Source organism: Derxia lacustris (assembly GCF_002105195.1).
GTDB classification, from domain to species: domain Bacteria; phylum Pseudomonadota; class Gammaproteobacteria; order Burkholderiales; family Burkholderiaceae_E; genus Derxia; species Derxia lacustris.
In genome coordinates this window covers 44,927-57,561 of the sequence record NZ_MUHU01000024.1, presented here as the reverse complement: position 1 = coordinate 57,561, position 12,635 = coordinate 44,927, and the positions used below count along the sequence as shown (strand labels likewise).

Genomic DNA, 12,635 nt, shown 5'->3' with positions numbered 1-12,635 from the left:
GCCCCCGGCACGCCGGCGCCTTCGATGCAAGCCGAACAGTCAATCCCGCGTGTAAAGCCCAGGCAGATCGAGCAAGGTCTCCAGCTCGGCCAGCGCGCGCGCCACCTCGGCCGCCAGCGCCGGATCGCGCAGATCGTCGGCCACCAGCCGGTCGCGGTAATGCCGCCCGACCCAGTCGGCCAGCCGCGCATGCAGCGCCGGCGTGAACAGCACGCCCGGATGCACCGCCGCCGCCTCCTCGGCCGTGAGCGCCACGCGCAGCCGCAGGCAGGCCGGGCCGCCGCCGTTGCGCATGCTCTCGCCCAGTTCGCAGACCAGCACGTCGGCGATCGCATCGCCCGCGTCGAGCCGGTCGTCGAGCCAGCGCGCCACGCTGTCGATGCGCCGGCATTCGGCCGGCACCACCAGCGTGAAGCGGCCATCCGGCCGGTCGAGCAGCTGGCCGTTGAACAGATAGCTGCGTACCGCGTCGGCCAGCGACAGCTCGATGCTGCTGACGCGCAGATGGCGCAGCGGCAGCGGATCGAGCGCGCGGCGCAGTGCGGCGAGCGTGCCGTCCTCGTCGGCAAAGGCCAGCTCATGCGCCAGCAGCAGGTCGCGCTGACCGAGCGCGATCACATCGTTGTGGAACACGCCGGCATCGACGGCGGCCGGATGCTGCTGCGCATGCACGACGCGGCCGGGCGCCAAGCCGTGCAGCCGGGCGATGGCGCGGCCGGCCTCGTCGGTCTGGCGCGCCACAAAGCGCTTGGGCGCGGGCCGGCTCGGATCGAAGGCGCTGGCGCCGTAGACGAACAGTTCGACGCCCGGCTCGCCGTGGCTGGCGGCCAGCCGCACCTGATTGGCCGCGCCCTCGTCGCCGAGCGCCGGGCTGGCGGGCAGCGCGTCATGCACGACGAAATGGCTGGCGTTGCCGAACACCCGCCGCAGCAGTCGCGCGGTAAAGCGCTGCTCGCCGGCGCGGTGCAGCTTGGCGTTGAGATTGGCGACGGTGAAATGCACCCGGCCGTCGGCGCAGTCGGCCGAGGGGCTGACGCTGGCGGCATTGGCGGTCCACATCGCGGCGGCCGACCAGGCGGCGGCCAGCAGCGCCGGTGCCTCGCGGCCGGCGCGGTCGAGCGTGGCGGCATCGCGGCCGGCAAAGCCCACGGCGGCGAGCAGGTTCCAGTCGGGCCGGGGCTGGGGCGGCAGCAGCGCCTGGGCATGGCCGCGATCGGCCAGCGCGCGCATCTTGGCCAGCCCTTGCAGCGCGGCCGCGCGCGGATTGGACACTGCGGCGCGATGCTCCTGTGACGCGAGGTTGCCGCGCGACAGGCCGGCGTGATGATGGGTCGGGCCGACGAGGCCGTCGAAGTTGAATTCGCGTGCGGTCATGGATTCACAGACGGTAGATGCGGACCGGATCGGCAGCGCCGACACACAGTAGCGCGAGCGCCTCGGCATCGAGCGGCTGTGGCGCGGCCGCATCGCCAGGCCAGGCAATGGCGCGAAAACCGGCCAGCGCGGTGTTGGCGACGAGCCAGTGCGCGACCGGTCCGGGCGCAGTCGCTGCGGCGCTTGCCGGCGCCGCACTCGCCGCACTCGCCGCACTCGCCGCCGCGCCGCGCGACCGGCTGCGCCGCTGCCCGACCGCGCCGGCCGCGATCCGCCGGCTGTGGCGCAGCACGCGCAGCTCGGCGATGCGCGCCTGCAGCACCGGGCCGGCGTCGAAGATGTCGACATAGCCCTGGTCGCGCAGCCCTTCGGCCTCCAGCAGGCGGCGCGCCGGCAGCGTGGCCGGATGCACGCGGCCGACCGCCTCGCGCGCGGCACGCGGCAGCAGGTCGAGATAGAGCGGGTACTTGGGCATCAGCTCAGCGATGAAGGATTTGCGGCCGCGTGCCGAAAGATCGTCGGCGCGCTCGAAATCCATGCCGAAGAAGCAGCGGCCCAGGCCTTCCCAGAACGGCACGCGGCCGTCCTCGTCCTGGTAGCCGCGCAGCTCGGCGCAGATTTCCTCGCCGAACAGGCTGCGGAACTCGGCGATGAAACCGAGCCGCGCCTTCGATAGCAAGCGCCCCGCCACGCCGCCGCGCCAGTCGCTGCGCAGCAACAGGCTGCACAGCTCGGCCGCGCCGGTGAGGTCGTTGACCAGAAAGAGCGTGGGCATGGCGTTCCAGATGCCCAGCTCGCGGCTCGAATGCACCAGGCTGCCGACGCGGTAGTTGTAGAAGGCCTCGTCGAGGCCGACCGCTGCGCGCACGGCCGACACGCCGCCAAGGCTGCCGTCGGCGCTGTCTTCGAGCACGAACAGGTAGTCGCGCTCGGCCTCGGGCAGCGTCTGCGCGAACGAGCCGGCGACGCGGTCGAGCCGCTCGGCCAGCAGCGCGCGGTCGGGCTTGAGCGTGGTCAGGCCGCTGCCGGCGCCGCGCGCCAGGTCGAGCAGGGCATCGAGATCGTCGGCAACGGCGGGGCGGAGAAAGCGCATGGGCGGCTCGGTGCGGGATTGGGCTGCCGATAAGCTGGCGGCATGAACGGAAATCTTCTTGCAAATCGCGTGCGCCCCGGCCTGCTGGCGCTGGCCCTGCTGGCGCCAGCCGCGCCGCTGCATGCCGAACTCGACCGGCTGATCGTGCCTTGCGGCGCCGCCGTCTGCGTCTGGGATCGGCCCCGGCTGACGCCGCCGCCCGGCTGGGCGGTGGACGAGGAATGGAGCCCGCGCCTGCAGCAGCTGGTGCTGGTGCCGGTCGGCAGCTCGCTGGCCGAGGCGCCGGCGCGCATCGTGGCGCGGGTGGTCGAGGCCGAGGTGGCGCCCGATCTGGAACGGCTGATCGGCCAGGAGCAGGACCGCGCGCTCGGCGGCTCGCTCACGCTGACGGCCACGCGCGGCGCCGATCTGCCGGCCGGCAGCGGGCCCGACTGGCCGACGCTGACCGTCGCCAGCGCAAACGCCGATGCCGGCCGGCAGACGCTGGCCTTTGGCCGCGACGGCGCGGCCTGGGTGGTGCTGCTGCTCGATGCGCGCGATGCCGCCGAACATGAGCGTGCGCTGCCGGCGCTGCGGGCGCTGCTCGCCGGCTATCGGCCGGTGGTGGGCGGCGTGCTGTCGGCGGCGGCCGGCGCGGCACGCCGCGCGAACTGAACGCCGAGCAGGATCGCCACGCCGCCGGCGATCTGCGCCGGCCCGAGCGCCTCGCCAAACAGCGCCCAGCCGGCCAGCGCCGCCACCAGCGGCTGCACCAGCAGCGCCACGCTGGCCAGGGCCACCGGCAGATGCGCCGCCGCCTGCGCGATCAGCGTCTGCCCGGCCACCTGGGTCACGACGGCCAGCGCCAGCAGCACGCCCCAGCCGGCGGCGCTCGCGGGCAGCAGGCGGGCGCCGGTCAGCTGGGCGAATGCCAGCGCCACCGGCAGCAGCAACGCCGCGCTCAGCGCGCTCGACCAGGCCATCAGCCGCAAGGCGTCGTGCCGGGCGCGCGCCTGCTTGATGGCCGCGAGATAGCCGGCATAGAAGACGGCGGTCGCCAGTCCGAGCGCATCGCCGAGCGCGGCATTGGGCAGCGGCGTGGCGCCAGCCGCGGCAGGCCGCGCCACCAGCGCGATCGCGCCGGCCAATGCCAGCGCGCCGCCCAGCACAAAGCGCGCGCCGGGTCGCACACCGGTCAGCCACCAGGCCGCCAGCGTCACGACGATGGGCGCGAAATTGGCCAGCAGCGTCGCATTGGCCACCGTGGTCAAGCCGATGGAGAAGTGCCACACGCCAAGGTCGGCGGCAAAGCAGGCCGCCGAAGCCCAGACCGCGCGGTCGCGCAGCGCGCCGGGGACGGCGCCGGGCCGGCGAGCGGTCAGGCGACCTGCGCCGCGCCCGGCGAGCAGCGCCAGCAGCGGCGCGGCCAGCGCCATGCGCCAGAACGCGCTGGCCACCGGCCCGGTCTCGGCCAGCCGCACGAAGATCGCCGCAAAGCCGATGCAGCTGCCGCCGGCCAGCAGGATGAGGAAGGGAATGAGGGGCGGACGCTGCCCGCCCCGGCCGGTGATGGCGGGCGCCACCACCGCGTCAGGCCGCACCGATCAGCGGCTGGCCGAGGCGCGCGGCGTGGCGGCCGCGCCAGAAGCGGCCACGGCCGTCTTGGGCTTGGCGGCGCGCGTGGCCTTGGCGGGAGCCGCCTCGGCATAGGCCGGCGTCGGCACCGCCGTGGTCAGCGTCTTGGAGATGAGCTGGAAACGGCCGTCGCTGCGATGCAGCCAGGACTCGGAAAAGATGGTGTAGCCGATGCCGAGCGTGGTGTTGGCGGGCGGCGCCGGCAGCGGCTGGGTCGACACCACGCTGGCCAGCGCGAACTGGTCGAGCTTGTCGTCGCCCGACGAACGCACGACCCAGGCGCGGTCGATCTTGCCGTCGCTGTGTACTTGCAGGCCGACCACGGTCACGCCCTTGAGCGCGGTATCGGCCGGACGCGGCGCGTCCTGCTTGAGCGCGGTGCGGGCGGCGCCGGCGATGTGCTCGGCCACCACGCGCTTGTAGGCGTCGACATCGGCCTTGGCCGGTTCGAGCACGATCGGCTCGGGCGCCGGCAGCGGCGCCGGCTGGCCCAGTTCGGTCGCCGAAATGGTTTCAGGCGCGGGCTGGGACGTGGGCGCCTCGTTCTTCGGCTGATTGGCACAGGCGGCCAGCAGCAGCAGCGGCGAGGCAAGCGTCAGCACGCGCGAAACACGATGGAAAACGGTCATGAATGGCTACTCCGTTGGAAGGCAGGACGATTTTATTCCCGCGTTCAGGCCGGTTTCCTGCGCTGACGCAGGGCTTCATACAGGCAGACGCCGCTCGCCACCGAGACGTTCAGGCTCTCGACCGCGCCGGCCATCGGGATGCTGACCAGCTCGTCGCAGGTGTCGCGCGTGAGCCGGCGCATGCCCTCGCCTTCGGCGCCGAGCACCAGGGCGATCGGGCCGCTCAGGTCGGCTTCAAAGATGGTCTTGGGCGCGTCGTCGGTGGTGCCGATGATGCGCAGGCCGGCGTCCTTCATCTCGCGCAGGCTGCGCGCGAGATTGGTCACGACCACGTAGGGCACCGATTCGGCCGCGCCGCTCGCCGCCTTGGCGACCACGCCGCTCAGGCCGGCCGCGCGGTCCTTGGGCGCGACCACGGCATGCGCGCCGGCACCGTCGGCCACGCGCAGGCAGGCGCCCAGGTTGTGCGGATCGGTGATCGAGTCGAGCACCAGCAGCAGCGCATCCTCGCCCTGCGGCAGCAGATCGAGCACGTCGTCGAGCGTGCGGGCGATCTCGATCTCGTCGACCACCGCCACCACGCCCTGATGGCGGTCGTTGCCGGCCACGCCGTTGATGCGCGCCGCATCGACCGGCGTGGGCTTGAGCCCGGCCTCGGTGGCGCGGGCAATGAAATCCTGCATGCGACGGTCGCGCCGGCTCTGCTCGACATAAAGCTGGCGGATGCTGGCCGGCGCGTGGCGCAGCCGCGCGGTGACGGCATGAAAGCCGTGCAGGACCTTGCTGGGTTTGGTCATGAATGCTCTGGAAAAAACGGGCCGCGCATGATGCCGCAGCGGCCGGAATGAAAACCGGCGCACGGCCGGTGAATGACGTTGTCGCGGCGCTCGGGCCGCCTCACGGAGCGATCAGCGCGGCTTGCGCGGACCCTTCTTGCTGGCGCCGCCGGCCGAACCGCCGCCGTTGCCGCGCGCCTTGCGCAGCTCGCCGCGCCGCTGCTTGGCCTGGGCGCCGGCCTTGGACGCCGCCACCTTCTCGGGCGTGCGCTTGGGCGCGCTGCGCTTGGCCGGCGCGGGCTTGGCATCGCCGGGCTCGCCCGATTGCAGGCGCCCTTCGGCCGCCACGACGCGCGCCGCCGCCTTCGACAGCTCTTCATGCGTGGTCGCCTTCACCAGCCGGAAGTCGATCTTTCGCGCTTCGAGGTCGACGCGGCTGACCTGCACATGGATCGCGTCGCCAAGCCGGTAGCGCTGGCCGGTGCGCTCGCCGCGCAGCTCATGGAAGGCCTCGTTGAACTGGAAGTACTCGGCGCCCAGTTCGCTCACATGGCACATGCCCTCGACATAGAGGTTGTCGAGCGTGATGAACACGCCGAACGGCGCAATGCCCGAGATGCGGCCCGAGTACTGCTCGCCCACGCGCTCGCGCATGTAGAAGCACTTGAGCCAGGCCTGCACATCGCGGCTGGCGTCGTCGGCGCGGCGCTCGTTGGCCGAGCACATGGCGCCGAGCTGGCCCCAGCGCTCATGCACCTCGGCCTGGGCCTGCTTGCCGCGCGCGCTGCGGCTGCGCAGATCGGCCTTGACGTGCTCGCCCTCGCCGGCCGGCGTGGCGGCATCCGGCACGTACTGCCGGCCTTCGAGAATCGCCTTGATCGTGCGATGCACCAGCAGATCGGGATAGCGCCGGATCGGGCTGGTGAAGTGCGCATAGGCCGCATACGCCAAGCCGAAGTGGCCCACGTTGTCCGGCGAGTAGATCGCCTGCTGCATCGAGCGCAGCAGCACCGTTTGCAGCAGCGGCGCATCGGAGCGCTGCTTGATGAGCTCCATCAGCGCGGCGTAATCGCCCGGCGTGGGCTCGTCGCCGCCGCCCAGGTGCATGCCGATGGTCTTGAGCAGCGTGCGCAGATTGGCCAGCTTCTCGGGCGTCGGCCCTTCGTGAATGCGGAACAGCGACGGATGCTTGCTGCGCAGGATGAAGTCGGCCGCGCTCACATTGGCCGCGAGCATGCATTCCTCGATCAGCCGGTGCGCATCGTTGCGGGTGCGCGGAATGATCTGCTCGATCTTGCCCACGGCATTGCAGACGATGTAGGTCTCGGTCGTCTCGAACTCGATCGCGCCGCGCTTCTGGCGCCCGGCCAGCAGCGTCTTGAACAGGTCGTAGGCGTCCTGCAAGTGCGGCACCAGCGCCGCCCGCCTGGTCGGCAGCTGCGACGCGAACTCGGGGTTGGACAGGATGTTCCAGACCTCGGTGTAGGTGAAGCGCGCCTGGCTGTGCATGACCGCCGGGTAGAACTGGTAGGCCACGATGTCGCCAGCGGTGTCGATCACCATGTCGGCCACCAGGCACAGACGGTCCACGTCGGGGTTCAGCGAACACAGGCCGTTGCTCAGCTTCTCCGGCAGCATCGGGATCACGCGGCGCGGGAAGTAGACCGAGGTACTGCGTTCCACCGCGTCGGCGTCGAGCGCATCGCCGGGCGTCACGTAGTGGCTCACGTCGGCGATCGCCACCAGCAGCCGGAACAGGTCCTTCTTGGTCCGGCCGCGCCCGGTGCTGAAGCGCTCGACATAGATCGCGTCGTCGAAGTCGCGCGCGTCCTCGCCGTCGATGGTCACGAGCGGCACATCGCGCAGATCGACGCGCGCCTTCAGATCCTTGGCGCGCACCTCGTCGGGCAGCTTGGCGGCCAGCGCCTTGGCCTCGTCCGAGAACACATGCGGCACATCGAACTTGCGCACCGCGATCTCGATCTCCATGCCCGGATCGTCGATCTCGCCCAGCACCTCGATCACGCGGCCGATCGGCTGCGAATAGCGCGACGGCTGCTCGATGATCTGCGCCACCACCACCTGGCCCGGCTGGGCGGCACGCTGCTCGCCCGGCGGAATCAGGATGTCGTGCTTGATGCGCTGATCCTCGGGCACCACCACGAACACGCCGCGCTCGCTGATGAAGCGGCCGACGAGCTTGTCGGTACGCCGCTCGGTTACCTCGACGATGCTGCCTTCCGAGCGGCCATTGCGGCCCATGCCCGAAATGCGCACCAGCACGCGGTCGCCGTGCAGCACCTTCAGCATCTCCTTCGGCGGCAGGTAGATGTCCGGCGCGCCGTCATCCGGATGCAGAAAGCCGAAGCCGTCGCGATGGCCGATCACGCGACCGGCGATGAAATCGAGCTTGGTGGCGAGCAGCAGCACGCCCTTGCGGTTCGGCAGCAGCTGGCCATCGCGCTCCATCGCACCGATGCGGCGCGAGAAGCCTTCCATTTCGCGCTCGGTCACGCCGAGCTGCGCGGCCAGCTGAATGGGGGTGAGCAATTCCGGCGAGGAGGCACGCAGAACACGAAGAATGTCTTCGCGGCTCGGGATGGGATACGGATGGGAGTCGGACTCTTGCGACACGTTGGACACTGGGCTTTGCATTTTTCGTTTGAATACTCTATAGTCGCAGTCTTTCGCAGTTCACGAAACAAGCAGTCAGCAGCAACGACAGCGACGTGATTTGCGGGAAATCCACCTGCCCAGGTGGCGGAATTGGTAGACGCACTAGTTTCAGGTACTAGCGGGTAACTCCGTGGAGGTTCGAGTCCTCTCCTGGGCACCAAACTCTCGGTGACGCTTTTGCAGCGTTCATCGGTTGCCACAAAGCCGGATGCAGCAAGCTTTAACGCTGCATCCGGCTGGCATAAATCCCCGAAATTCAAAGACGACTTCGACAATCGAACTGGATTGGTCGGAGTTTTTTCGTTTGTGCGCCGGCTCTTGACCGCGCAGCCGATTACATCGACTTTCTTGATCGCCTCGAGCTCATCTTGGGTTGACGCTGGATTGCAACACTTCAGCGCCAACCCTCTCCGACCATCCCACCGCTCGGCCATCGATCCGCCTGGATCAACTGTCGCAAGGCTGGCACATCGGCTGGGACATGCGGTCAAGACTGTGCGCCGTCCTCGCTGCGCCGCTGGGCTGCACGCCTCAGCAAGGTGTCGATGCGCATGTGGTCGTACAGCTCGAAGGGCTGATGAATCCACGGGTTGTCGGTGAGGAACTTGACCGCGTAGTCGGGCTTGTAGACCGAGTGCGCCTTGTGCCAGAGCACGGCGGTACGCACTTCCTCGATCTGCGGGTACTTGGCGCGCAAGTGGTCGATGACCTGGATGATCGTCTTGCCCGAATCGGCCAGATCGTCGATGAGCAGCACACGCCGGCCCAGTTCGGGCACGACCGACGTGAAATGCGGCGCAATCAGCAGCGTGCTCTGCTTGGTGCCCGAATCCTCGCGATAGGAACTGGTCGTGAGGATGGCGTAAGGCTTGTCGAACAGCCGCGAGAACACGTCGCCGATCCGCGTGCCGCCACGCGCGAGGCAAACGATCTGGTCGTACTCCCAGGCCGACTCGTGCACCAGCACCGCGAGATCCTCGACAAGGTCGTGGTACTGCTCCCAGGTCACGAAGAGATCGTTCATGCGGAAAGCTCCGGTCAGGCCTTGAACGGGTGGCGCTGGATGATGGTCTGGGCGCGGTCGGGGCCGGTCGAGATGATGTCGATCGGCACGCCGCACACCTCGCTCAGCCGCTCCAGATAGCGGCGCGCGTTGGCCGGCAGCTTGTCGTACTCGGTCACGCCGAAGGTGGATTCGGTCCAGCCCTCGAATTCCTCGTAGACCGGTTCGCAGCCCTCGACGCTCTCGGCGCCGAACGGCAGCAGGCCGACTTCCTTGCCGTTGACGCGATAGCCGACACCGAGACGGATTACCTCGAAGCCGTCGAGCACGTCGAGCTTGGTCACGCACAGACCCGAGATGCCGTTGAGCTGGGCCGAGCGGCGCAAAGCTGCGGCGTCGAACCAGCCGCAGCGACGCGGCCGGCCGGTGACCGAACCGAATTCCTTGCCCACCTCGGCGATCTTGCGGCCGACGTCGTCGAACAGCTCGGTCGGGAACGGGCCCGAGCCGACGCGCGTGGTGTAGGCCTTGGTGATGCCGAGCACGTATTGCAGCCGCTGCGGACCGACGCCGGCGCCGGCACAGGCCGCGCCCGCCACGCAGTTGGAGCTGGTGACATAGGGATAGGTGCCGTGGTCGATGTCGAGCAGCGAGCCCTGCGCGCCCTCGAACAGCAGGTTCTCGCCGCGCTCGTTGACTTCGTAGAGCAGCGCCGAGACGTCGCCGACCATCGGTCGCAGGCGCTCGGCATGGGCCAGCGCCTCGTCGCGCGTGCGCTCGAAATCGACCGCCGGCGCGCCGAGATAGTTGACCAGCATGAAGTTGTGGAAATCGAGCACCTCGCGCAGGCGGGTCTCGAAGGTTTCCGGGCGCAGCAGATCCTGCAGGCGGATCGCGCGGCGCGCGACCTTGTCTTCATAGGCCGGGCCGATGCCGCGACCGGTGGTGCCGATCTTGGCGTCGCCGCGCTTGGCTTCGCGCGCCTGGTCGATGGCGATGTGGTACGGCAGGATCAGCGGGCAGGCTTCGGAAATGCGCAGACGGCTGCGCACGTCGAGGCCAGCGGCTTCGAGTTCCTCGATTTCCTTGAACAGCGCCTCGGGCGACAGCACCACGCCGTTGCCGATGTAGCAGACCACGTCGGGCCGCATGATCCCCGACGGAATCAGCCGCAGGATGGTCTTGCGCCCTTCGATGATGAGGGTGTGGCCGGCGTTGTGGCCGCCCTGGAACCGGACGACGCCACGGGCGTGATCGGTGAGCAGGTCGACGACCTTGCCCTTGCCTTCATCGCCCCATTGGGTACCGATGACGACGATGTTGCGGAAAGCAGCGTTCATGGTGTTCAGGCCCGTGCAGGCTGTTCGAGCGAGCGCACCTGCCAGCCTTCGGCGGTGCGGACGATGTTGCGGTCGCAACTGAATTCATCGGGATCGTGCTCGTGACCCGGGAAGTCCTGGATCACGATTTCGCCCTCGGCGCGCAATGCGCGCACCAGGGCATGCAGCGCGGCGTCGTCGGACCACGGCGCGCGGATCGCGAACCGTGGTGCCGGATCGGGCAGCAGCGTGGCCAGCTCGCGCAGGTCGAGCGAGAAGCCGGTGGCGGGCCGGGCGCGACCGAAGGCGCGACCGACTTCGTCGTACCGGCCACCGCGCAGGATGGCGGCGGGCCAGTCAGCGCAGTACACGGCAAAGGTGAGGCCCGTGTGGTACTGGAAACCGTGCGGATCGGCGAGATCGACAGTCACGCGTGCCGTCGGCAGCGAGGCCGCGAGCGTGGCGAGATCGTCGAGCGCGCGGCCGACGGTGGCGTCGGCCGGCAGCGCGTTGCGGGCCCGCTCGATGACCGAGGCATCGCCGTAGAGGCCGCACAGCGCCTCGAAGGCGGAGCGCGCATCTACGTCGAGCGCGCTGCTCGCGCGGATCGCGGCCACGTCCTTGCGTCGCACTGCCGCGACCACCTCGGCAGCCGCATCGCCGGCAATGCCGGCGCTTGCCAGCAAGGCCCGCACGATGCCGACATGCGACAGATCGATGCGCACCGAACCGGCACCGGCCTGCGCCAGGGCGCCAAGCGCCATCTCGCAGATCTCGATATCGGCCTCGATGCCGGCATGACCGTAGATCTCGGCACCGATGAGGATGGGCTCGCGCGACGCATGCAGGCCGCGCGGGCGCGCATGCAGCACGCTGCCGCAGTAGCAAAGTCGGGCGATGCCGCTGCGGTTGAGCAGGTGGGCGTCGATGCGTGTGACCTGAGGCGTGATGTCGGCACGCAAGCCCATTGTCCGACCCGAAAGCTGGTCGACGAGCTTGAGCGTGCGCAGGTCGAGATCGCTGCCGGTGCCGGTGAGGAGTGACTCGATGTACTCCAGCATCGGCGGCATCACGAGCTCGTAGCCGTATCCGCGGAAAAGGTCCAGCAGCGAACGGCGCAACTCTTCGAGAATGCGCGCGTCGGCCGGCAGAAGATCAGAGATATGTTCGGGGAGCAGCCACTTGGGCATGGCCGTGCGCGCCTCGCGGCGCGAAAAAGCAAAACGTCGATTGTAGCCCCAGGCCGCACCCGCCTCAGCGACGCGGTGCGGACGAGCTCCCGGACTGCCTGAAATAGCGGAAAAAATCCGACGAAGGATCGACGACCATCACATTGCCGCCCTTGCCAAAACTGGATTTGTAGGCTTCGAGGCTGCGATAGAAGGCCGCGAATTCCGGATTCTGGCCAAAGGCTTCGGCGTAGATGGCGCCGGCCTTGGCATCGCCCTCGCCCTTCACCGTCTGCGCTTCGCTGTAGGCCTGCGCCAGGATGATTTCGCGCTGGCGATCGGCATCGGCGCGGATCTTCTCGCCCTCGGCCGAGCCGATGGAGCGCTGCTCGTTGGCCACGCGCTTGCGCTCGGCCTCCATGCGGCGGAACACCGATTCGGAAATCTCGGGCACGAAGTCGACGCGCTTGAGGCGCACGTCGATGATCTCGACGCCCAGGCCGCGCACCCGCTCGGCGACCGCCTGCGTCACCTCCGCCATGATCGCGTCGCGCTGCGACGAGCTCACATCGTTGACGGTGCGGCGCGTGACGGCGTTTTGCAGCGCCTCGCGCACGATGATGCTCATGCGGTCCTGCGCGCCGCGCTCGCTGCCCTGGAAGCTCACGAAGAACAGCCGCGGATCGGCGATGCGCCACTTCACGTAGGTGTCGACGAGCAGATTCTTCTTCTCGGACGTCTGCACGCGGTCGGCGTCAGGCGTGTCGATGGTGAGGATGCGGCGGTCGAAGTAGGCCACGTTCTGGAACGGCGGCGGCAGCTTGAAGTACAGGCCCGGCTCGCGGATGTCGCGCTTGAATTCGCCGAGCGTGAAGACGATCGCGTACTGGCGCTGGTCGACGACGAAGACGCTGCTGCCAAACAGCAGCAGGCCGGCGATCAGCACTGCAATCGAGAGGAAACGCTTGTTCATTGCCATGGG

General features: G+C 69.2%; 11 protein-coding genes and 1 tRNA gene. 2 read left to right on the top strand and 10 right to left on the bottom strand.

Annotated elements, in window-relative coordinates:
• Positions 1–39: 39 nt before the first annotated feature.
• On the bottom strand, positions 40–1,374 hold the full coding sequence (astB, locus tag B9P64_RS16060; protein WP_085315064.1) for an N-succinylarginine dihydrolase: 1,335 nt from the start codon (positions 1,372–1,374) through the stop codon (positions 40–42).
• Between the two features lie 4 nt (positions 1,375–1,378).
• On the bottom strand, positions 1,379–2,467 hold the full coding sequence (locus B9P64_RS16055) for an arginine N-succinyltransferase (RefSeq protein ID WP_085315103.1): 1,089 nt from the start codon (positions 2,465–2,467) through the stop codon (positions 1,379–1,381).
• 42 nt (positions 2,468–2,509) lie between these two features.
• Here B9P64_RS16055 and B9P64_RS16050 point away from each other — a divergent pair, with 42 nt between their 5' ends.
• Positions 2,510–3,121 (top strand): hypothetical protein, encoded by a 612-nt coding sequence (locus tag B9P64_RS16050; protein ID WP_139826144.1) that lies wholly within the window; start codon positions 2,510–2,512, stop codon positions 3,119–3,121.
• Here B9P64_RS16050 and B9P64_RS16045 read toward each other — a convergent pair.
• The 4 genes from B9P64_RS16045 to rnr form a co-directional block, all read right to left on the bottom strand.
• Complete coding sequence (locus tag B9P64_RS16045; RefSeq protein ID WP_235839889.1) at positions 3,058–4,047, bottom strand: DMT family transporter; 990 nt, start codon at positions 4,045–4,047, stop codon at positions 3,058–3,060. The genes B9P64_RS16050 and B9P64_RS16045 overlap by 64 nt on opposite strands.
• A gap of 3 nt (positions 4,048–4,050) precedes the next feature.
• Positions 4,051–4,710: an energy transducer TonB family protein gene (locus B9P64_RS16040; RefSeq protein ID WP_085315062.1), complete on the bottom strand. Its 660-nt coding sequence runs from the start codon at positions 4,708–4,710 to the stop codon at positions 4,051–4,053.
• 44 nt (positions 4,711–4,754) lie between these two features.
• On the bottom strand, positions 4,755–5,507 hold the full coding sequence (gene rlmB, locus B9P64_RS16035; RefSeq protein ID WP_085315061.1) for a 23S rRNA (guanosine(2251)-2'-O)-methyltransferase RlmB: 753 nt from the start codon (positions 5,505–5,507) through the stop codon (positions 4,755–4,757).
• A gap of 111 nt (positions 5,508–5,618) precedes the next feature.
• The gene (gene rnr, locus B9P64_RS16030) at positions 5,619–8,141 is read right to left on the bottom strand and encodes a ribonuclease R (RefSeq protein WP_085315060.1); all 2,523 of its coding nucleotides are present in this window, start codon (positions 8,139–8,141) and stop codon (positions 5,619–5,621) included.
• A gap of 96 nt (positions 8,142–8,237) precedes the next feature.
• Between rnr and B9P64_RS16025 the strand changes: the two genes are divergently transcribed.
• Positions 8,238–8,322: transfer RNA gene (locus B9P64_RS16025), tRNA-Leu, on the top strand.
• A gap of 327 nt (positions 8,323–8,649) precedes the next feature.
• On the opposite strand, the gene B9P64_RS16020 is transcribed toward B9P64_RS16025, so the two are convergent.
• From B9P64_RS16020 to hflC, 4 genes are all read right to left on the bottom strand, one after another.
• Positions 8,650–9,186, bottom strand: a complete 537-nt coding sequence (locus B9P64_RS16020; RefSeq protein WP_085315059.1) for a phosphoribosyltransferase — start codon at positions 9,184–9,186, stop codon at positions 8,650–8,652.
• Between the two features lie 14 nt (positions 9,187–9,200).
• Complete coding sequence (locus tag B9P64_RS16015) at positions 9,201–10,505, bottom strand: adenylosuccinate synthase (RefSeq protein ID WP_085315058.1); 1,305 nt, start codon at positions 10,503–10,505, stop codon at positions 9,201–9,203.
• Between the two features lie 5 nt (positions 10,506–10,510).
• Positions 10,511–11,674 carry an ATP phosphoribosyltransferase regulatory subunit gene (locus B9P64_RS16010; RefSeq protein ID WP_085315057.1) on the bottom strand — a complete coding sequence of 388 codons (1,164 nt, stop codon included), beginning with the start codon at positions 11,672–11,674 and terminating at the stop codon, positions 10,511–10,513.
• Positions 11,675–11,738: 64 nt separating this feature from the next.
• The gene (gene hflC, locus B9P64_RS16005) at positions 11,739–12,626 is read right to left on the bottom strand and encodes a protease modulator HflC (RefSeq protein ID WP_085315056.1); all 888 of its coding nucleotides are present in this window, start codon (positions 12,624–12,626) and stop codon (positions 11,739–11,741) included.
• Between the last annotated feature and the right edge of the window lie 9 nt (positions 12,627–12,635).

What these genes read in the sequence shown, in the direction of transcription:
- astB (WP_085315064.1), bottom strand. Translation starts at nt 1,374, where the DNA reads ATGACCGCACGCGAATTCAACTTCGACGGCCTCGTCGGCCCGACCCAT.
- B9P64_RS16055 (WP_085315103.1), bottom strand. Translation starts at nt 2,467, where the DNA reads ATGCGCTTTCTCCGCCCCGCCGTTGCCGACGATCTCGATGCCCTGCTC.
- B9P64_RS16050 (WP_139826144.1), top strand. Translation starts at nt 2,510, where the DNA reads ATGAACGGAAATCTTCTTGCAAATCGCGTGCGCCCCGGCCTGCTGGCG.
- B9P64_RS16040 (WP_085315062.1), bottom strand. Translation starts at nt 4,710, where the DNA reads ATGACCGTTTTCCATCGTGTTTCGCGCGTGCTGACGCTTGCCTCGCCG.
- rlmB (WP_085315061.1), bottom strand. Translation starts at nt 5,507, where the DNA reads ATGACCAAACCCAGCAAGGTCCTGCACGGCTTTCATGCCGTCACCGCG.
- rnr (WP_085315060.1), bottom strand. Translation starts at nt 8,141, where the DNA reads ATGCAAAGCCCAGTGTCCAACGTGTCGCAAGAGTCCGACTCCCATCCG.
- B9P64_RS16020 (WP_085315059.1), bottom strand. Translation starts at nt 9,186, where the DNA reads ATGAACGATCTCTTCGTGACCTGGGAGCAGTACCACGACCTTGTCGAG.
- B9P64_RS16015 (WP_085315058.1), bottom strand. Translation starts at nt 10,505, where the DNA reads ATGAACGCTGCTTTCCGCAACATCGTCGTCATCGGTACCCAATGGGGC.
- B9P64_RS16010 (WP_085315057.1), bottom strand. Translation starts at nt 11,674, where the DNA reads ATGCCCAAGTGGCTGCTCCCCGAACATATCTCTGATCTTCTGCCGGCC.
- hflC (WP_085315056.1), bottom strand. Translation starts at nt 12,626, where the DNA reads ATGAACAAGCGTTTCCTCTCGATTGCAGTGCTGATCGCCGGCCTGCTG.